The organism is Spongiibacter nanhainus (assembly GCF_016132545.1).
Classification (GTDB): domain Bacteria; phylum Pseudomonadota; class Gammaproteobacteria; order Pseudomonadales; family Spongiibacteraceae; genus Spongiibacter; species Spongiibacter nanhainus.
Genome location: NZ_CP066167.1, coordinates 3,376,843 through 3,394,819, shown reverse-complemented (window position 1 = coordinate 3,394,819; position 17,977 = coordinate 3,376,843). Strand labels below are relative to the sequence as shown.

Genomic DNA, 17,977 nt, shown 5'->3' with positions numbered 1-17,977 from the left:
CACCCGCAGTGGATGAACGGTCGCGGGTACCACTGCCAACAACAAATACCAGAGTTATACAGCTAATTCCAAGGGAGAGGAAAATGAATTCACCTACGATGAAGTGGCTTGCCGGTGCGGGCCTGGCTATCGGGATGGCCGGCAGCGCGCTAGCCGGTGTCGTGCAGATGCAAAACGGTAATCAGGTCAGCACAGTAGAGTATCGCGGCGATAACTACCTGCGCATGTCCAGCGAGGGGCAACAGGGTTATATGCTGCAGCGGGATGACAAGCTGTACATGGTCACCGACGGTATGGTGATTGATGCTGGCGCCACCATGAAGATGTTCAGTGGCATGGTTCCAGATTCTGGCCCCCAGGCAACCGCCATTAAATCGATGGAAAAAACGGGCCGTCACGAAACTGTTGCCGGAATCCGTGGCCGGGTGTGGATGGTAACTTACACTGACCACAAAGGCCGTGAAAAAACCGACGAAGTGGTGCTGTCAGGCGACAAGCGCGTTATTGAGCTGCGTGACGCGATGATGGGTTTCTCAAAAACCATGTTGAAGGCCTCTGGAAAAGATGCCAGCCAAGTGGATGCGGTGTTCAATGCCCTCAGAGAAAAAGACAAGGGCTACTTGCGTTTTGGCAACGAAATGAAGGTTGTCAGTATCAGTGACGAGAATGTCAGCAAAAGCCGCTTTGAGTTACCTGCGGAACCGACCACGATGCCCAATATGGGTAATATTTTTAGCGGTAGTGCCAATGCCGAAGCCGGTGCCTCTGCCGATGGCGCCGAGGCCAGTGCCGGTGGTGGATTCAGCCTGGGTAAACTGTTTGGCCAAAAGGCGGAGCGTCAACAAGACCGTGTTGAAGAGCGCACCGATGCTGAAGTGGACCAACAGACCGACAACGTCGTCGACAAGGCCTTGGATAAGGCCTTCAATAAGCTGTTTGGTAAATAATCTGAAACGGGGCGCTGCGCCGCCCCCTTTCTTCTACGTTGGATTATCCCGGCGCTCCATTCTAACTTGAGTCCCCATGGCCCAGATTCGCGTCAGTCGCAGTGCCGATATTCCCGATCCACTGCGCATCAGCCGCTACCATAAAAACCCGGAGTTAGGGCCGAGAATCCTGTTCTTTAGCGGTGGCTCGGCCTTAAACACGCTGTGTAAAACCCTCAAGAATTACACTCACAATTCCATTCACTTGGTGACTGCTTTTGACTCCGGGGGCAGTTCAGCGGAGTTGCGGCGGGCCTTTGCCATGCCCTCCATCGGTGACTTACGCAGCCGGCTGATGGCACTGGCCGACGAGACCGTGCTGGGGCATCCGGAAATTTACGAGCTGTTTCACTACCGCCTGCCCAGCAAAGCCAGTCAGGCCGAGTTGAGGAGCGAGCTGGAGAAAATGGCCCGGGGAAAATCTCGTCGCGTTGCTGAGATCGCCAACCCCATGCGCCGCTTGATTTGTAATCTGCTGGGCTATTTTATCGACGCCATGCCCGAGGATTTCGATCTGCGCGGCGCCAGTATCGGCAACCTGATTTTGACCGGGGGCTATCTTAACAACCACCGGGAGCTGGACCCGATCATCTTTCTGTTTTCCAAACTGATCAATGTGCAGGGCACGGTGCGGGCAATCGTCGACGAGAACCTGCACTTGGCGGCGGAGTTAGAAGACGGCAGCCGTTTGATCGGCCAGCATCGCCTTACTGGCAAAGAACAGCCGCCATTGACCTCGGCGGTGGAGACCATGGTGTTGTCCAGTGAGTTGGAATCCTGGCAAGAAACCACCACGGCGCTGCGCAAGAAAAATCGCAAACTCATTGCCGCTGCCGAGTTGATTTGCTATCCGCCCGGTAGCTTTTATTCTAGCCTGCTGGCCAACCTGATGCCGGCGGGGGTGGGCAAGGCCATAGCAGACAATCACAACCCCAAAATCTACATTCCCAACCTCGGTTATGATCCCGAGCAAATCGGGATGGACCTGGCGCTGTCGATAGATCGGCTGTTGGCACTGTTGCGGCGAGACTGTGGCGAGACTGTCGCGACTGACCAGTTGTTAAATTTTATTCTGCTGGATAGCCGCAATGGCGAATACCCCAGCGACCTGTCACTGGATCATATTCGCCGGCTGGGTATTGAAATCATAGACACCAAGCTAGTCAGTAAACGCAGCGCGCCCTATTACGACAATGAGTTACTGGTATCGGCGCTGATGTCATTGGTGTGAAATAGAGCACGATAAACGTTGTCGAACCATGCCGCGCGCATGGTTTTAATAAGGAGGTAAAACATGCGTTGTCACGAGGTGGACTACGACATTCTCGGTTCGGAAATGCAGCTGGTGGAAGTGGAGCTGGACCCGGGTGAGACGGTAATTGCTGAAGCGGGGGCAATGACCTACATGGAAGAGGGCATCAATTTTCAGGCCAAAATGGGTGACGGTTCTGATCCCGATCAGGGCATGTTTGGCAAGCTGTTTTCAGCAGGTAAGCGCATGTTTACCGGCGAGTCGGTGTTCACCACCCACTTTACCAACGAGGGCCAGGGCAAAAAACGGGTAGCCTTTGCGGCGCCCTATCCCGGCAATATCGTGGCGCTGAACATGGCGGCATTGGGCGAAAAAATTATCTGCCAGAAGGATGCCTTTCTCTGCGCGGCGCTGGGAACTAAGGTGGATATCAGCTTTAACAAGCGCCTAGGCAGCGGCTTCTTTGGTGGTGAGGGCTTTATTCTTCAATCGCTGGAAGGCGACGGCATGGCCTTCATACAGGCCGGTGGCACGGTGGTGGAGAAGAAACTCAACGGTGAAACCCTGCGGGTGGATACCGGCTGCCTGGTGGGCTTTACCGAAGGTATCGACTACGACATTCAGCGCGCCGGCGGTTTGAAGTCCATGGTGTTTGGCGGTGAGGGCTTGTTTTTGGCCTCACTGAAAGGCCATGGCACGGTGTGGCTACAGAGCTTGCCGTTTTCCCGCATGGCCGATCGCATTATTGCCCACGCGCCGTCTTCCGGTGGCGATGACAAAGGTGAGGGTTCAGTGCTGGGTGGCCTGGGGCGCTTCCTCGACGGGGACAACCGCTAGCAGGCTATTGATTCCCCATCGACGCTGCTCCTGCGGCGTTGAAAACGGGCATCAACAAGCTTCTAGGCGGCTGGCCCACCACCGCTCCGCTTGCGGAGTGGCGTTACCCTAAGACGTGCCGTCTTGTTTGTTCTGCGCCGATTTGAGCAGTGACTCAATCATATCCAGCGGCAGCGGGAAGACAATGGTGGAGTTGTTATCGCCGGCGATGTCGATCAGAGTCTGCATATAGCGCAGCTGAATTGCTTGGGGTTGCTGAGACAATTCCTCGGCAGCTTCCCGCAATTTTACCGAGGCCTGTTTTTCCCCTTCGGCGTGGATCACCTTGGCGCGCCGGGAGCGTTCGGCTTCGGCCTGCCGGGCAATGGCCCGAATCATGCTCTCGTCCAGGTCGACGTGTTTAATTTCCACATTGTTGACCTTGACGCCCCAGGCATCGGTTTGTTTATCGAGAATGGTCTGGATGTCGCTGTTGAGCTTGTCTCGTTCCCCCAGCATATCGTCCAGCTCGTGCTGGCCCAGTACCGAGCGCAGGGTGGTCTGGGCCAACTGGCTGACGGCGTCGTAAAACTGTTCCACCTGAATGATGGCCTTGTCCGGTTCCACCACCCGAAAGTACACCACTGCATTGACTTTGACTGAGACGTTGTCCTTGGAGATCACGTCCTGGGTGGGGACGTCCATAACGATGACCCGTAAATCCACGCGGACCAGTTTTTGGATTACCGGGATCAGAATGATCAGGCCGGGGCCCTTAACGCCGGTGTAGCGCCCCAGAGTAAACACTACGCCCCGCTCGTACTCGGGTAGAATTTTAATGGCGGCAAATAGGAACAGGACCGCCAAGCCGATGAGAAAACTCCAGAAGCTGAGAATCATTGTGCCTCTCCTTATGAGTTGTAGTGCTGTGGATCCAGGGCCACGGTAACCGTCAGGCCCTCTCGGTCAGTGACCTGTAAATGTTGCCCCTTGGTCACGGCTCGGTCGCTAATGGCGTGCCACTGCTCGCCGGCCAGCCACACCCGACCGCTAAATTCGCCATCGCCGGTAACAAAGTCCTCCACCGCCTCGGCGTGGGCACCAATCAGTGCCTCACTGCCGGTGACGACAGCGCGTCGCCGGGCCCGCATCAGTAAGTAAACGGTGGCGCCAATGGCCAGTGCTCCCGCCGTGGCGGTGGCGGCGATCATCGCCACTGGCACCTGATAGCCTGGCACACCGGTGTCCATCAGCATGATGGAACCAAATACAAAGGCGGCCAGGCCACCGAGGCCCAAGACGCCAAAGCTGGGAACAAAGGCCTCTGCCAGAATCAGCGCGATGCCCAGGGCAATCAGCGCCAGGCCGGCGAAGTTCACCGGCAGAATCTGGAAGGCGAATAAGGCCAGCAGCAGGCAGATGGCACCGGTGACACCCGGCACGATGGCGCCGGGGTTATAGCCCTCCAGCAGCAAGCCGTAAATGCCGATCATCATCAGAATATACGCCACCGAAGGATTGGTGATGATGGCCAACAACTCGGTGCGCCAGTCCGGTGAGAGGAGGTCGAGTGACATATTAGCCGTGCTCAATGTCACCGTGCCCTTCGCCAACTCCACCCTGCGGCCGTCGATTTGTGCCAACAGGCTTTGCATATCCGCTGCGACGATATCGATGACCTTGTTTTCCAAGGCTTTCTCTGCGGTAAGGCTGACCCCGCTGCGGACCGCTTTTTCCGCCCAGTCGGCATTGCGGTCCCGCCGTTCGGCGAGGCTGCGGATGTAGGCGACGGCGTCGTTGACCATCTTGCGCTGGGCAGGGTCGCTGGGTGGGTCGGTCTTGTCGCTCTCGCCGTCACCGGGGCTGGGCAGGGAGGGTGGTGAGGGCGTGCCTAACGGTATTGGGGTGGCCGCGCCCAGATTGGTGGCCGGTGCCATCGCGGCGATGTGGGAGGCATAAAGGATATAGGTGCCGGCACTGGCCGCCCGGGCACCGCTGGGTGCGACATAGCTGGCCACCGGCACGTCGGCGTTGAGGATGGCGCGGATAATATCCCGCATGGCGCTGTCTAGGCCGCCCGGGGTATCCATACGCAGCACCAGCAGCGCGGCACCCTCAGACTCGGCCCGGTGGATGCTGCGAACCACGTGATCGCTGATCGCCGGGCCAATGGGGCCGGCAATATCGACGATCACACCCCTGGGCACATCGCCATTTTTGTTACTGGCACCCCATGTCAAAGTCGAGTGCGCCAGCACTAACAAAGAGATTAACAGCAGCACTGGACTGTTCATACGACGCAGCATAGTAAGCCTCACAATCTGCGCCCACCGACCCATGATCGGAGTCCGTAGCTGCCCCTGGCTATTGCAGGGAAAGTTGTTGTAAGTGTCTGCCGCCATAAACCGCAACCTGCTGATTGGCTGGTATTACTGGTGGTTTTTAATTCCTGCTGCTTTATTTCCAGTTTTTACTACGTCGTGAACTGCTGTTCGGAGCCGAAAAGTTTATTTCTGGCTTGTTGCTCTCATTCTGTTCCGGGTTTTATGCTGATGGCAAGTCCAGACCTTTTCCACAACCGGGCCAGCCAGAATAGCTGGATGTTTAGCAGCAGAATTAACCACCATTCAAAAGCGTCTTCAATTCGGTCGTAGGCCTTACCCAGCCAAGCATCCAATACCAGTGAAAACAACGCGATGGCCAGCAGAGCGGCACTGTAAGCCAGCATTTTCTCGCCACTGCTGCGCAGCCGGGTATCCAGTAAGTGATGGGCGGTGAGCGCCAACAGGATGAAAGACAGCCCCAGGTAGGCCACCACCCCGAAGCGTCGCAGCAGTCGGAAGGTGTCGCCAGCGTGACCCAGTGACAGGGTGTAGATAAGCAGTGCCACACTGGCTATGGCACCCAGTACCGGCATCAAACGGCTGGGTTCTGCGCCCAGGCTGCGCAGCCAATGTCGGTTCAGTATCCACAACGCGACCAGCTGTGTGGCGGTGGCAATCATACCGCCCTTAAACACAAAGTAGGCGAGGCCGTTGCGGCCGGTTTTACTGATGCTGGTGCAGTCCGCCCAGTAGGGCAGGCACCAGTGGATATAGCCCTCCCAGGATGCCAGTAGCCACGATAGGTGCATGGTGACCAGCGGCAGTATTGCCGTAAACCAAACTAGTGGGCTCAGGGACAGGGCTGGTGATGGAGTGGGCTGACCTGGCATGGCGGTATATCCTGGGCCTAGAAGTCGACGCTACCTCTGAGAATAATCTGATAGTTCTCGATATTGTCCCCTTCGTTCATTGGCCAGGCAATATCCACATGGCCGACCCGGTCTACCCGAAACTTAGATGGGCTGAAGCGCAGTCCCAGGCCAACATTGGTGAGCACCCGGTTGTCGGCATCGGGGCTGTCGGTTTTGCTGTCCCAGGTGCGTCCGGTATCCACATAGGCGGCCCCGCCCAACCAGGCCAGGTTAAACAAATGGATGTTGGTAAAGTGCCGGCGTTCGACCGTGAGCAGCCACTGGCGGTTACCGCGTTGGATATCGGTGGGGTAGCCGCGCAGGGTTTCGTTGCCGCCGCCACTGAGCAGCTGATCGTCACGAGCGTTGTGGGTGCCGCGAAAATGTACGCGGGCATACCAGCGGTTGCGGTTGTCGATAAAATTGTAATAGCGAAATGCGATGCCGTAGAGGGTTTCCTGCGCTGTGTGGTCGTCGGTGTCGTAGTGACCACTTACATCCACGGAGCTGCGCAGCAGGTGGTGGTCGCCGGCGCTGGCGGTGTGGGAGGCAAAGGCGTTGTATACCACCGCATTACGGCTGGCACCCAGCCCGGTATCGCTGTAGCCCAACTTTAGGTTGGATTGTAGCCCCAGCAGAATGTCCTCCTGGCGATGGCTGCGGCTGATGTTGGAGGTGGTCCAGTAGCGGTCTTCCAGAAACTGCCAGCTCGCCCAGGGATAGCGCAGTGTGACGTCGCTGGGAGGCATGCTGGGGTCGCGGTCGGCGGCTGAGAACTCATTGCGATCCTCGGTATAACCGACCTTCCAGCGGTGAACTACGCCGTCTCGACGGCCGGTGGACCAACCGCCGAACACCTCCTGAAACAGAGACTCCTGCTGGTAACGGTTAATGACTTTGTCGTTGCGGTCGACGGTTTGATCGAGCTGGGTCTGGGTGTAGTACATGCCGGCGGCCCAGCGACTGTCCAGCTCAAAGAAGGGTTTGGCCAGGCTGCCGGAGACCAGCTGGCCGTCTGAGTTGTCGTAGTAGTCCAGTCCCAGTGCGAGATGAGGGAGAAACAGCTCCGGGACCCGGTAGGACACTCCATAACCGCTGCGCTCATCGTCTTTGCTGTAGCGAAGGGATAAGTTTTGCCCGGTGCCCAACAGGTTTAGCTCTGTCACGCCGGCGCCGACACTATTTTCGCCGCCAGAGCGGGACGCCGATGTTCGAGGGTAGAAGGTCCAAACGTCCCTAACTACCACCAGTAAGTCGATGCCGTCGTCGCACACTTGTGTCGGCACAATCATCGCGTCAATCAGGTACTCCCGGCGCCGCAGCAGGCGCTCGTTCTCCCGGATCCGGGAGGGGTCCAGGGCTTCGCCCGACTGGACAATCATTTGCTGTTTGAGTGTGCTGTGGCGGGTGTCGATGTGGAGTACGTTGAGACTGCGGTAGACCCAGTTGTCCTCATTGGGGTTGTTTTCGTTGAAGACCGGCAACACCTGGTAGTCGATATTGCGAATCGGGCGCCCGGCATACTGCTGATAATCGAGGGCCTTGCGGGTTTCCACAAATTTGAATAACGCTGGATCACCGGGCTGGTAAAGTGTCTCGCAAGAGGAGGTGTCCGCTCTGACCAGAGCGGGCGCGAGGCCTAACAAGGCCGCTGCAACCCAGCGTGAAAGCCCGGCCGGATTTGGCCTCAACAATGTTGTCATTCTTGCATTCTATGGGAGGTTTTGGGCCTCAGACCATCCGCAGAAGTGTAAAAATTAGTGATTGCAATGGCGCCTGGGTCTGCTAAGCGGACCCCGTGAGGCTGTAGCGCCTTTGGGTAGACTAGCGTCGCCGTGTGACAGTGGTGATATGCCCCCGTTTTTGCATAGGGCCATGCTGACATGGACAAGGGCGTGTTGCGTTAGGTGAGCCGCAATCAAGTGGCAGGGTTGAACGGGGTGTTGCGCGGTTTTTCGGCTATTTACACTACTGTTGCGAGGCTCGGTCGGTAATGTGCTTTAAAATTCGCTGGAAGCGTTTGCTGCTTTTCTCGGGGTATTGGCCCGTGCGCTGAGTCAACGGCGTCACATTGTTTTTAGTTATTCTGTCCTGGTCGTATTCGCTAGTCTCCCAGACAGTCAGCTTGCCAAGTCTATAGAGTTTGATGATGTTGGCGTATAAATCCGCTTCTGATTTAAAGATGCCCTGATTATTCAGCGCTTGGTAGCTGACGGTCCTGCCAACCAACTGGGTACACAGGTTTATAAGCTCTGCTGTATAGCCGATTTGGCCGGGCTTTGGCCAGCGGGACAAGCTGAGGGTTGTAAAGCGAAAATCAATATCCGAAAGCTTGCCCTGCGTCTTTGAGCATGGCGACGGTGTTTGCGACACCAGGGTGCTCAGCGCTTTCCTCAAGTCAAAAAAATGGTTTATCCGCAGCTCATCCCGATCCGAGTGAAGCTTGATATCCGCAATGAGAAGCTGGGCAATTTTTTCGAGCAGCGCCTGACGGTTATCTTCCAGGTTATCGAGAACGCGGAGTGTCCACCCCGAAAACGCGGGCTGCTGTATAGCCTGGTCGGCGATGACACTGGTGTCGATAACATCGTCGTTGCGGTTGAGAAGGTAGATCAACTTCGACAAATGCTCGCCCCGCCCCTCAATGACGTGCAGAAGATACCGTCCAGAGACCAAAAATACGCCGGTGATGCCGTGGCGGCGATTGAGTACGCGGCTGGTGTTGTAGATCTCAACCAGGTTTCCCGGTGAGAGCGGCTCATTGCCAATGTCAGAGCGAAGGGTGCTGAGGCACGTAATCCTTTTCATAACCTTCTGGCACTCACGTGTGGTGTGTGGGGCGTCTGCGCTGACGGCACACCAGGTGCGTTAGTGCAGTATTGTCGAGGCAATATGCAATACTGCGCGGGCGCCCCATATAGGGACTACTACCCATCTGGGACAGAGAAAAGAGGGAGCAAGGTGAACGAAGTGCTTTTAAATCAATTGGTTGGTGAGTTTTGTGCGACCGAGCTCTGCCATCTCTATGGGGGAGGTAGTGGGGCAATATGTGATGAAGTTCGCAGCCAATGGACGCAGCCGTACAGTCAACACCCAGTAAAAAGGCCACCGCTAGGGTGGCCTTTTTACTGGGTGTTGGTGGAGCCGGCGGGAATTGAACCCGCGTCCGCCAGTCCGCCACTCAGGGCTCTACATGCTTAGGTTCCGTTTATTGATTTAGCCGCACACAGCCCAACGGTCAGGACGTGCTTGGCGATCCCTGTAAAAGTTTAACAGCGCGGCCCAGGGCGAGCGTTGCTGCGATCCCGTTCTATATGACAGTCGTTAACGCGGTACGGGCACCTTGTTAAAGACTGCTAGCGGGGTTTAAGCCGCTAGAGCGTAGTTGTCGTCGTTGGCAACTATTTAAGTTACAGCTTTGGATTAACGTGATTGGCTGCCATCACGGCATGCACCGCAGAGCTTTGTTACCGGCGTCGAATCCAAATCGGCCCCGTAAAGCTGACTAGCTAGTGTAACTGAAATGCAATCTCCGTGTTAAGTACTGAATTATGCTTACTCAATTGGGGTTGGCCACGGGGTATTCAAGCGTTGGCTACGGCGTCATCGTCTATCGACTGGATAGCCAGGCTAATGCCCAGTGATTTCTGCAGTAGGTCGGCTTCGTCGCTGAGGTCGGCGGCGGTGAGGGGGTTAGCGTCGTACCACTGTTGAGGTAGCGAGAGCTGCAATTGGTCTGGGGCGGTGCAACTGAGGGTGACGGTATTCGGCAGGGTGATGGCCTGGCGCCGGCGATAGAATATGCAGGCCAAGCGTAGCAAGCACACCAGCAACCAGTCGGGGACGACGCCGTAACTGGCTGTGTCGGTGGTCTTGGGCTTGCGGCGGTGGTTGAGCACCAACAGGCTCAGTCGAGCCTGTTCCTGCCGGGAGAAGCCGGACATATCGGCATTGCTAAGGATGTAGGCGCCGTGTTTGTGATAACCGCCGTGGGCGATGGCCAGCCCAAGCTCATGTAGCTGCGCTGCCCAGCGCAGTAAATCTTCAGCCTCTTCGGCGGGGGTGACCAGGTGCTCGGCCACGGCGGGCAGCCAGCGTTGGCACAATTCTGCCACCCGCTCGCCTTGATCCTGATCGATAGCGTATTGGGCGACCAATTGACGTATGGTCTCATCGCGTTTGTCCCGGTGGCGAAAACGACCGGCCAGGTCGTAGAGGATGCCCTCTCTGACCGCGTAGCCAGAGACGTGCAAGGCATTGAAGCCCATTTCCTCAAACAGGGCATAAAGTACCGAGAAGCCGCCGGGGAAGACGTCTCGCCGCTCGTCACTGAGGCCTTTGATATTGAGCTCGCTGACGTGCTTGGCAGTGAGGAGTTGCTTGCGCAGCGTTTCCATTCCGTCGCGGGTGACATGACCGGTATCGCAGAGCTGTTGTAGGTCGAGGATTTTGCTGACGCTGCGTATGGTGCCGGAGGAGCCAATAACCTCTTCCCAGTAGCCGCGAAACTGCTCGACATAGGGGGCGATCAGCTGCCGGGCGGCGCTGACAGCACGCTTGAAGTTCTTTTCGTTAATCTCGCCGTTGGGGAAGAAGCGAATGCTAAAGCTGACGCAGCCCATGGGCAGGCTTTCCAGCCGTTTGGGGTTCTGGTTGCCGGCGACCAGCTCGGTGGAACCACCGCCAATATCGATAACCAGGCGGGAGCGCTGCTCCGGGGATAGATCATTGGCAACCCCGAGGTAGACCAGGCGGGCCTCTTCGGTACCGGAGATGATATTGATCGGTGCGCCGAGGATGGACTCGGCCTTGCGCATAAACTCCGTGGCGTTGCTGGCGGCGCGCAAGGTGTTGGTACCCACCACGCGAATTTGGTGGGGCGGCACATCCACCAGACGGTTAGCGATTTTGGCCAGGCTATCCAGGGCGCGTTGTTGGGCGTCTTCACTCAGTTTGCCATCGTCATCCAGGCCGGCGGCCAAGCGCACCATATCCTTGTGGCGGTCAATAATGCGCAGCTTGTCTTCGTGAAAGCTGGCGATGACCAAGTGAAAGCTGTTTGAGCCCAGGTCGAGGGCGGCGTAGGACTCGCTGTTCTGTGCCATTGTGGGCCTTTACATGCTGGGTTGCGCTACAATTTTATCGGCAGGGGGCGTCAAAATCGACTCGAGAATTGTGTCATTATAGTGACATTAATAACAGGTAGTCTGACGAGCGTTTTTTGTATGAAGCCGTCGCCCCATGCGGGGGCAGTGAGCGGTGCCTGATGTGTGTAAAAGGACAGTATTGAATGACAGAGCATATAGCCGAGCAGGCCTGGGTAGCGAAAGAACTAAGCTGGTTATCCTTCAATGAGCGTGTTCTGCAGGAGGCTGCCGACCCCGATGTGCCTGTGATTCAACGCATTCGTTATCTGGGTATTTTCTCCAATAACCTGGATGAGTTTTTTCGGGTGAGAGTGGCGGATGTGCGTCGCCTGGCAGCCTTCTCTACGCCCTCCAAACAGGAGGAGTACAAGGCACTGCTGGAGGAGATTCGGCAGACAGTATTAAAGCTACAGCGCCGTTTTGATGCGACCTACCGGGAGAATCTCAAAGAACTGGCTCGTCGCAAAATCTACGTGATCAATGAGAAGCAGCTGGACGAGGCGCAGACCGCTTACGTAAAGGATGTGTTCCATAACCACATCCAGCAGGAGCTGGTGCCAATCATTTTGGATGACGCGAACCCGATGCCGGAGCTGAACGATGCCTCCATTTATCTGGCCATTCGCCTCAGCTACGAGAACCAAACCCGTTTTGCTCTGCTCGAGGTCCCGACTACCCGGGTTGATCGTTTTATTCGCATACCTGGGCGCAAAGGTAAAAAAGCCAAGGTATTGATTACCCTGGAGAACATTATCCGGGTCTGCCTCAATGAGGTGTTCCGAGGTATTTTTCCGCTGGATAGCGCCGATGCCTATACCATTAAGCTGACCCGGGATGCGGAGCTAGAGCTGGGCGAGGAGGTCACCCAGACCTTTGTGGAAAAGATGGCTCAGAGCCTCAAGCGCCGCAAGAAAGGCGATCCGGTGCGTTTTGTCTACGACAGCGAGATGCCCAACGACTTGCAGGACTACCTGGTTCGCCGGCTGGGCCTGGGGCGACTCGACTCGATGATTCCCGGCGGGCGGTATCACAACTCCAAAGATTTCATGAAGTTCCCGAACCTGGGGCCGGCCTATCTGGATATGAAGGCCTTACCGAAAATCCCCAGCGCAGAGATCAACGCCGCCGCCAACATTCTCAGCTGTATGCGTGAGCAGGATATTTTGCTGTTCTATCCCTACCACAGCTTTGACTACCTGACAGATTTCCTGAAAACAGCAGCCATCGATCCGGCGGTGAAAGAGATCAAAATCAGCCTCTACCGGGTAGCGTCTAACTCCCACGTGGTGGATGCGCTACTCAACGCCGTAGCCAACCACAAAGAAGTGACGGTAGTGGTCGAGCTTCAGGCGCGCTTTGATGAAGAAGCCAACATTCAATTGTCCCAGCGCCTGACTGATGGCGGGGTGAATGTGATCCTGGGTGTGCCGGGCCTCAAGGTACATAGCAAGTTGATCTCGATAACCCGCCAGGAGAACAACGTTCAGCGTTACTACACCCACGTGGGGACCGGTAACTTCAACGAGAAAACCGCCTCGGTCTATACTGACTTCAGCCTCTTTACCTACGATCAAGGTATTGGCGAAGAGGTCGCCAAGGTTTTTGACTTTATTGCCTTTACCTACAAGCGTCACGAGTTCAAGCATTTGGCCGTGTCGCCGCTTAACAGCCGTGAGCGACTGGTTGCGCTGATAGACAACGAAATCCACTTTGCCAACAAGGGCAAAACCTGTGGTCTTACTCTTAAATGCAACAACCTGGTTGACCGGGAAATTGTCGACAAACTGTATGAGGCCAGCCAGGCTGGCGTGCCGGTGCGGCTGATTGTACGCGGCATGTGTTCGCTGGTGCCGGGCTTGCCGGGCTTAAGTGAGAACATCGAAGCGATTAGTATCGTCGACGGTTTTTTGGAGCACCCCCGGGTGTACATTGGTCGCAATGGCGGCAACCCCCAGTACTATATTTCCTCGGCAGATTTAATGACCCGCAACATCGATTACAGAGTCGAGGTGACCTGTCCGATCTACGACAAAAAGCTCCAGAAGATGATTCAGACCATCATCGATATACAGTGGGCGGATAACGACAAGGCGCGGATCATCGACGCCACCCAGAGTAATATGTTCCGGGAGCGCAAGCCTGGCACGGCGCGGATACGCTCTCAGCACGTCATCCACGACTACCTCAGCACCGGTAAAAAGCCGCGCTTACCACAGTTGGATTACCGGCCTCGCAGTACGGTAGACGACAAGGCCAGTAAAAAGAAAAAGTAAGCTGGTGGCTACTTGCCGCCCCGTACAATCAGCAGCTCGCCGTGAATGGTTTTGGGCTCGCTGACGCTCCAGTCGAGGTGTTCAGCGTTAAATTGCTTGCAACAGCGCTTAGCGAGTTTGTGAAAGGGTGAGCGACCGGGGTCGGCAATAATGATTTGCTTAACGCCGGCATTGACGGCGGTTTTGACCGCCTGGTAGAGCGGGTCGACCAGGTTGTCCCAAAAGCAGATGTCTCCCCCTAACACTAAGCTTTGACCGCGAAAGTCCTTCTTGGTGAGGTCCTGGTACTTGGCAACTTGGCCCTTGATTTTGACATCGTTCAGTAGGGCATGGGCTTCCAGATAGGGGAATACATGGCTGTCGGCATCCACTGCGGTGACCTTGGCGCCAAAGTGATGAGCGCAAAAAATACCCAGTATCCCCCAGCCGGAGCCGATCTCGGTGACCTTGGCATTCTTACCGGGTGGGTGTTGCTTGAGGTAGTCCATGATCAGGTAGGACGAGCCCCACACTTGATAGCCGTGTATTTCGGGCTCGTCCAGCTTGCGCTGCATGCGACGGATCAACTTGTGGCGTTTTTTCAGAATCAGGATGTCGTTGACGATTTGGATATCCCGCAGTGCCGGGTGGTCCGAGGCTGTTCCGTCCATGCAGTAGTGGTGTCCTGTGAGGTTGGGGTTAGCGGAGTTGTTTGGGGCGGACAATTTCGATCAGTTTGGCGCTGTCTGATCGCAGTTGATCCCAGTATTCCACGTTCACTTCCAGCTCGACGAAGGTGCAGGTGCCGAAATGGCCGATCTTGCCGTCGTAGAGGAAGTTGGCCAGGTCAATCAAGGCGGGGTTGTGCCCGATGATGAGGGCCTGGTCGATGTCGTGGGGGAGGTTTTTTAGCCAGTCCAGCAGTGTCTGCATATCGAAGGTATATAGGCCTTCGTCGACTGTAATTTGGCTGCTGTCGAAGACCGATGACTCGGCTTTGAAGCGCCTGAGGGTATCCTGAGTGCGGCGGGCGCTGCTGCAAAACACTTGCTTAAAGCTCCGGCCGCTGCGCGCCAGCTCGTTAGAGACCAGCTGGCAGTCCCGTTTGCCGCGTTTGGTTAACGGTCGGTCTTCGTCGTCTAGAGACTCATCGTCCCAGCTGGATTTGGCGTGCCGCAACAAGTAAAGGGTTTTCATGTCGTTATGGCATCAGTCGTGGTTAGTTGTGTTGCCGCAAAATTCGCTGCTTCTGGCGGTCCCAGTCCCGGGCTTTTTCGGTATGCCGCTTATCGTGCTCCTGCTTGCCCTTGGCCAAGGCAATTTCAGCTTTGACCAAATGCTTCTTCCAGTAGAGCGCTGTGCACACACAGGTGTAGCCCTTTTGTTGGGTGGCTTCAACCAGTTTGCTCAGTTCTTTTGCGTGAAGCAAGAGCTTGCGGGTTCGGGTTGGGTCGGTGACATAGTGGGTCGAGACCGTTGCCAAGGGCGTGATATGCCCGCCAATCAGAAAGGCCTCACCGTCCTTGAGCAGCACATAGGTATCGGTGATTTGCACTTTACCCTGACGTAGACTTTTGACCTCCCAGCCCTGCAAAGCCAGGCCGGCCTCGAACTTGTCGGTCAAGTGATAGTCGTGACGCGCGCGCTTGTTAAGGGCAATGGTATTGCCGCTAGGTTTAGGTTTCTTCTTACTCATGGCGGGGATTATAGGGCCAGTTGTTGGCAAAACCTATGCCACTCGGGTAAAAAGACCGCTGCTGACCGGGGTACCATGACTGAATGAAGTACAGGAAGAAAGTAGTACAAGGCATCTGGGCCAGTCGCTGGACCTTTCTGGCGGCGGCCACAGGGCTGTCAATCAGTCTGGGAAACTTTTGGCATACCCCCCTGGATGTCGCGGCCCGGGGCGGTGCCAATTACCTGTTGGCCTACCTGTTTTGGCTGCTGGCGGTGGTGCTGCCGGTGGCTGGGGCTGAGGTGCGCCTGGGGCTTCGCGCCCGTTCCAACCCAATTCATACCATGCATCAGGTGGCAGATTTTTCCAGTGCCAGCCCTCACTGGGGCCTGGTGGGGCAAATGTTCAGCGTGACGGCGCTGCTATTGGCAGTGAATTTTGCGGTGGTGCTGGGGTGGCTGCTGGTATATGTCGTTAAAATGGCCTCGCCGGAGCTGGATGCCGCTAGCCTGGAGTCTGTGGCGGCTCAGTATCGCGAGGTGCTGGCCTTGCCGGCTGTGACGCAGGGCGGGATTTTGCTGGGGATAGGTGGCGCGGTGGCATTGAGTTCTCTGAGTGTGGCTCGGGGCTATGCGATGTTGCTTAGAGTGCTTATACCTCTGCTGCTGGTGTTGCTGGTGGCGGTGGTGTTTTATGCCCGCTCTCTGGGTAGCTTTGGCACAGCTCAGGAAGCGCTGTTTCAGTGGCAACCCCAGAACCTTGATTTGCGATCCTTGTTCTCCGCTTTTCAGCAGGCCTTTTACTCCCTCAGTATTGGTGCCGGCGTGTGGATGGCCTACGGCGCGTATTTTCCCACAGGCCGCTCGGTGGCCCGGCAGGTAGGTGCGGTGGCGTTATTGGACGTTGCCGCCATGCTGCTGGCTGGCCTGGCCATTATTGCCCTGGTCTCAGACCAGCATATTGTTCCCGGACGCGGCGCCGCACTGCTCTTTGTCAGCCTACCCTACACCTTTGGCAACCTGGTTTTGGGGGATGTTGTCGGGGTGGCGTTTTTTGTCATGCTATCGTTGTTGATGATGATCAGCCTGGTGGCAATGATGGAGCCAGCGGTGTCCTATTTGGTGGAAACCTGGGGGCTGAAGCGATGGTTTGCTGCCGGACTGGTGGGGCTGTTGCTGGTGGCCTTGAGTCACTTGGCGGCCTCCTCTCTGCAAGACGGCTCTTCGCTGCGGCTATACGGCCGCAGCTTTATGGAGTGGTTGGACATTGTTGTGGTGAGCATGCTGTTGCCGATGGGGGCATTTTGCCTCGCACTGTTCGCTGGTTGGCGAATTCCGGCGGTGGTGTTTACCGGCAATATGGATGTTCTGGACAGGGCCGTTTTTTGGTTATCGCGCTGCTTGTTGCGGTATATTGCTCCGCCGGCGCTGCTGCTGTTACTGGTGGTCGGCGTTTACTTTCGAATGCAGACTTGAGGAGAGGCGGTGCACGAGATTCGACGCAGCGCGCTGTTGCCCTATTCCGCGGTAGCGGTTTATCAGCTAATCAATGATATCGAAGCCTACCCCAATTATATGGAGGGTTGCGTCGGTGCTGAGGTGCTGGATCATCAGGGTGACGTAGTAGAGGCGCGCTTGGATTTGTCCAAGGCGGGGATTCAATTGAGTTTTGTGACCCGCAATGAATTGATTGCCGGTGAGCGGGTAGCGCTGAGCTTGGTGGACGGACCCTTTGAAACCCTGCAGGGGGAGTGGCATGTCAAAGCCCTCAGTGATGAGGCGTGTAAGGTCAGTCTGGAGTTGCGCTTTGCCCTGCGCAGCCGTTTAGTGGGCGCCGCTACCCGCACCCTGTTTAACTCGGTGGCCAACAATCTGGTGGATGCAGTGAGTACGAGAGCGAAGGATTTGTATGGATAGCAGTGAAAACACCATGCGGGTGGAGGTGGCTTACGCCCTGCCCGACAAGCAGCGCATAGTGGCCCTGGATGTGCCGGTGGGAACAACCGTTCGTGAGGCAGTATTGCAGTCTGGGCTGGATACTCAATTTCCGGATCTGGATCTGACCACGGCGGATGTGGGTATCTTTGGCAAAGCGGTGGCCAAGCCAGAGACTCAAGCCCTGAATGAAGGTGAGCGGGTAGAAATCTACCGCCCGCTGATTGCCGATCCCAAAGAAGTCCGCAAGCAGCGCGCGGCTAAGGCCAAAGCAGCTCGTCAGCGCGCCGACTGAGCCGCGTCGGCCTGGGGAGCCTGGGCGGCTTCGCTGTCGTTTTCGCTGCGGGGAATGGTGGTGCGGATCTCGGCCAATGAGTCGCCGTCAAACAACACAGTCAGCTGTTTGCGTTTGGCGGGGCCGCCTTCCTCGGCCATGGTGTAAATATAGTCCCAGCGGTTCGGGCTAAAGGGATCCTGGACCAGGGGCGTGCCCATAATAAATTCCACCTGACTGCGGCTCATGCCGACTTCCAGTTGATCCACCATATCCTGGGTGATGACGTTGCCCTGGTCGATATCAATCCGGTATACGCCGGGAAATTCCAGCGAGCTACAGGCGCCCAGTGCAAGGGTCAGCGCGGCGACAAGGGTGGCTGCGGCGATTCGCAAGGTCATGCTTC

General features: G+C 56.5%; 17 protein-coding genes and 1 other RNA gene. 7 read left to right on the top strand and 11 right to left on the bottom strand.

The window, feature by feature from the left end:
- Positions 1-83: 83 nt before the first annotated feature.
- The 3 genes from I6N98_RS15560 to I6N98_RS15550 all read left to right on the top strand — a co-directional run bounded on the left by I6N98_RS15560 (position 84) and on the right by I6N98_RS15550 (position 3,075).
- Positions 84-947, top strand: coding sequence for a hypothetical protein (locus tag I6N98_RS15560; RefSeq protein WP_198569239.1), 864 nt, complete (start codon positions 84-86; stop codon positions 945-947).
- A 76-nt stretch (positions 948-1,023) separates the two neighbouring features.
- Complete coding sequence (locus tag I6N98_RS15555; RefSeq protein WP_198569238.1) at positions 1,024-2,217, top strand: GAK system CofD-like protein; 1,194 nt, start codon at positions 1,024-1,026, stop codon at positions 2,215-2,217.
- A 63-nt stretch (positions 2,218-2,280) separates the two neighbouring features.
- On the top strand, positions 2,281-3,075 hold the full coding sequence (locus tag I6N98_RS15550; protein WP_198569237.1) for a TIGR00266 family protein: 795 nt from the start codon (positions 2,281-2,283) through the stop codon (positions 3,073-3,075).
- A 108-nt stretch (positions 3,076-3,183) separates the two neighbouring features.
- Here I6N98_RS15550 and I6N98_RS15545 read toward each other — a convergent pair whose 3' ends face one another.
- The 7 genes from I6N98_RS15545 to ppx all read right to left on the bottom strand — a co-directional run bounded on the left by I6N98_RS15545 (position 3,184) and on the right by ppx (position 11,394).
- Positions 3,184-3,954 carry a slipin family protein gene (locus I6N98_RS15545; protein ID WP_198569236.1) on the bottom strand — a complete coding sequence of 257 codons (771 nt, stop codon included), beginning with the start codon at positions 3,952-3,954 and terminating at the stop codon, positions 3,184-3,186.
- An 11-nt stretch (positions 3,955-3,965) separates the two neighbouring features.
- Positions 3,966-5,360 (bottom strand): NfeD family protein, encoded by a 1,395-nt coding sequence (locus I6N98_RS15540; protein ID WP_232787369.1) that lies wholly within the window; start codon positions 5,358-5,360, stop codon positions 3,966-3,968.
- Positions 5,361-5,581: 221 nt separating this feature from the next.
- Positions 5,582-6,268 (bottom strand): hypothetical protein, encoded by a 687-nt coding sequence (locus I6N98_RS15535; RefSeq protein ID WP_198569234.1) that lies wholly within the window; start codon positions 6,266-6,268, stop codon positions 5,582-5,584.
- A 17-nt stretch (positions 6,269-6,285) separates the two neighbouring features.
- Positions 6,286-7,935, bottom strand: coding sequence for a BamA/TamA family outer membrane protein (locus tag I6N98_RS15530; protein WP_232787368.1), 1,650 nt, complete (start codon positions 7,933-7,935; stop codon positions 6,286-6,288).
- A 322-nt stretch (positions 7,936-8,257) separates the two neighbouring features.
- Positions 8,258-9,097 carry a BLUF domain-containing protein gene (locus tag I6N98_RS15525; RefSeq protein ID WP_198569232.1) on the bottom strand — a complete coding sequence of 280 codons (840 nt, stop codon included), beginning with the start codon at positions 9,095-9,097 and terminating at the stop codon, positions 8,258-8,260.
- 328 nt (positions 9,098-9,425) lie between these two features.
- Positions 9,426-9,784, bottom strand: a transfer-messenger RNA (tmRNA) gene (gene ssrA / locus I6N98_RS15520).
- A gap of 89 nt (positions 9,785-9,873) precedes the next feature.
- Complete coding sequence (gene ppx, locus I6N98_RS15515; RefSeq protein ID WP_198569231.1) at positions 9,874-11,394, bottom strand: exopolyphosphatase; 1,521 nt, start codon at positions 11,392-11,394, stop codon at positions 9,874-9,876.
- Positions 11,395-11,579: 185 nt separating this feature from the next.
- Here ppx and ppk1 point away from each other — a divergent pair, with 185 nt between their 5' ends.
- Complete coding sequence (gene ppk1 / locus I6N98_RS15510; RefSeq protein ID WP_198569230.1) at positions 11,580-13,709, top strand: polyphosphate kinase 1; 2,130 nt, start codon at positions 11,580-11,582, stop codon at positions 13,707-13,709.
- 8 nt (positions 13,710-13,717) lie between these two features.
- Here the strand turns inward: ppk1 and I6N98_RS15505 are convergent, their stop codons facing one another.
- Genes I6N98_RS15505 through smpB form a run of 3 tightly spaced genes read right to left on the bottom strand, consistent with a single transcriptional unit; the run spans position 13,718 to position 15,384 of the window.
- On the bottom strand, positions 13,718-14,359 hold the full coding sequence (locus I6N98_RS15505) for a class I SAM-dependent methyltransferase (protein WP_198569229.1): 642 nt from the start codon (positions 14,357-14,359) through the stop codon (positions 13,718-13,720).
- Between the two features lie 28 nt (positions 14,360-14,387).
- Positions 14,388-14,885, bottom strand: a complete 498-nt coding sequence (locus I6N98_RS15500; RefSeq protein ID WP_198569228.1) for a SixA phosphatase family protein — start codon at positions 14,883-14,885, stop codon at positions 14,388-14,390.
- A 22-nt stretch (positions 14,886-14,907) separates the two neighbouring features.
- Entirely contained in the window at positions 14,908-15,384 is a 477-nt protein-coding gene (smpB, locus tag I6N98_RS15495; RefSeq protein WP_198569227.1) for an SsrA-binding protein SmpB, read from the bottom strand.
- A gap of 83 nt (positions 15,385-15,467) precedes the next feature.
- On the opposite strand from smpB, the gene I6N98_RS15490 reads away from it, so the two are divergent.
- The 3 genes from I6N98_RS15490 to I6N98_RS15480 are packed head-to-tail and all read left to right on the top strand — an operon-like array spanning position 15,468 to position 17,592.
- Positions 15,468-16,838 carry a sodium-dependent transporter gene (locus I6N98_RS15490; protein WP_198569226.1) on the top strand — a complete coding sequence of 457 codons (1,371 nt, stop codon included), beginning with the start codon at positions 15,468-15,470 and terminating at the stop codon, positions 16,836-16,838.
- Positions 16,839-16,847: 9 nt separating this feature from the next.
- On the top strand, positions 16,848-17,279 hold the full coding sequence (locus I6N98_RS15485) for a type II toxin-antitoxin system RatA family toxin (RefSeq protein WP_198569225.1): 432 nt from the start codon (positions 16,848-16,850) through the stop codon (positions 17,277-17,279).
- A complete protein-coding gene (locus tag I6N98_RS15480) occupies positions 17,272-17,592 on the top strand; it encodes an RnfH family protein (protein ID WP_198569224.1) in 321 nt (106 codons plus the stop codon). Before I6N98_RS15485 ends, I6N98_RS15480 begins: the two co-directional genes overlap by 8 nt.
- Here the strand turns inward: I6N98_RS15480 and I6N98_RS15475 are convergent.
- Entirely contained in the window at positions 17,577-17,972 is a 396-nt protein-coding gene (locus I6N98_RS15475) for an outer membrane protein assembly factor BamE (protein ID WP_198569223.1), read from the bottom strand. The genes I6N98_RS15480 and I6N98_RS15475 overlap by 16 nt on opposite strands.
- Positions 17,973-17,977 lie beyond the last annotated feature (5 nt).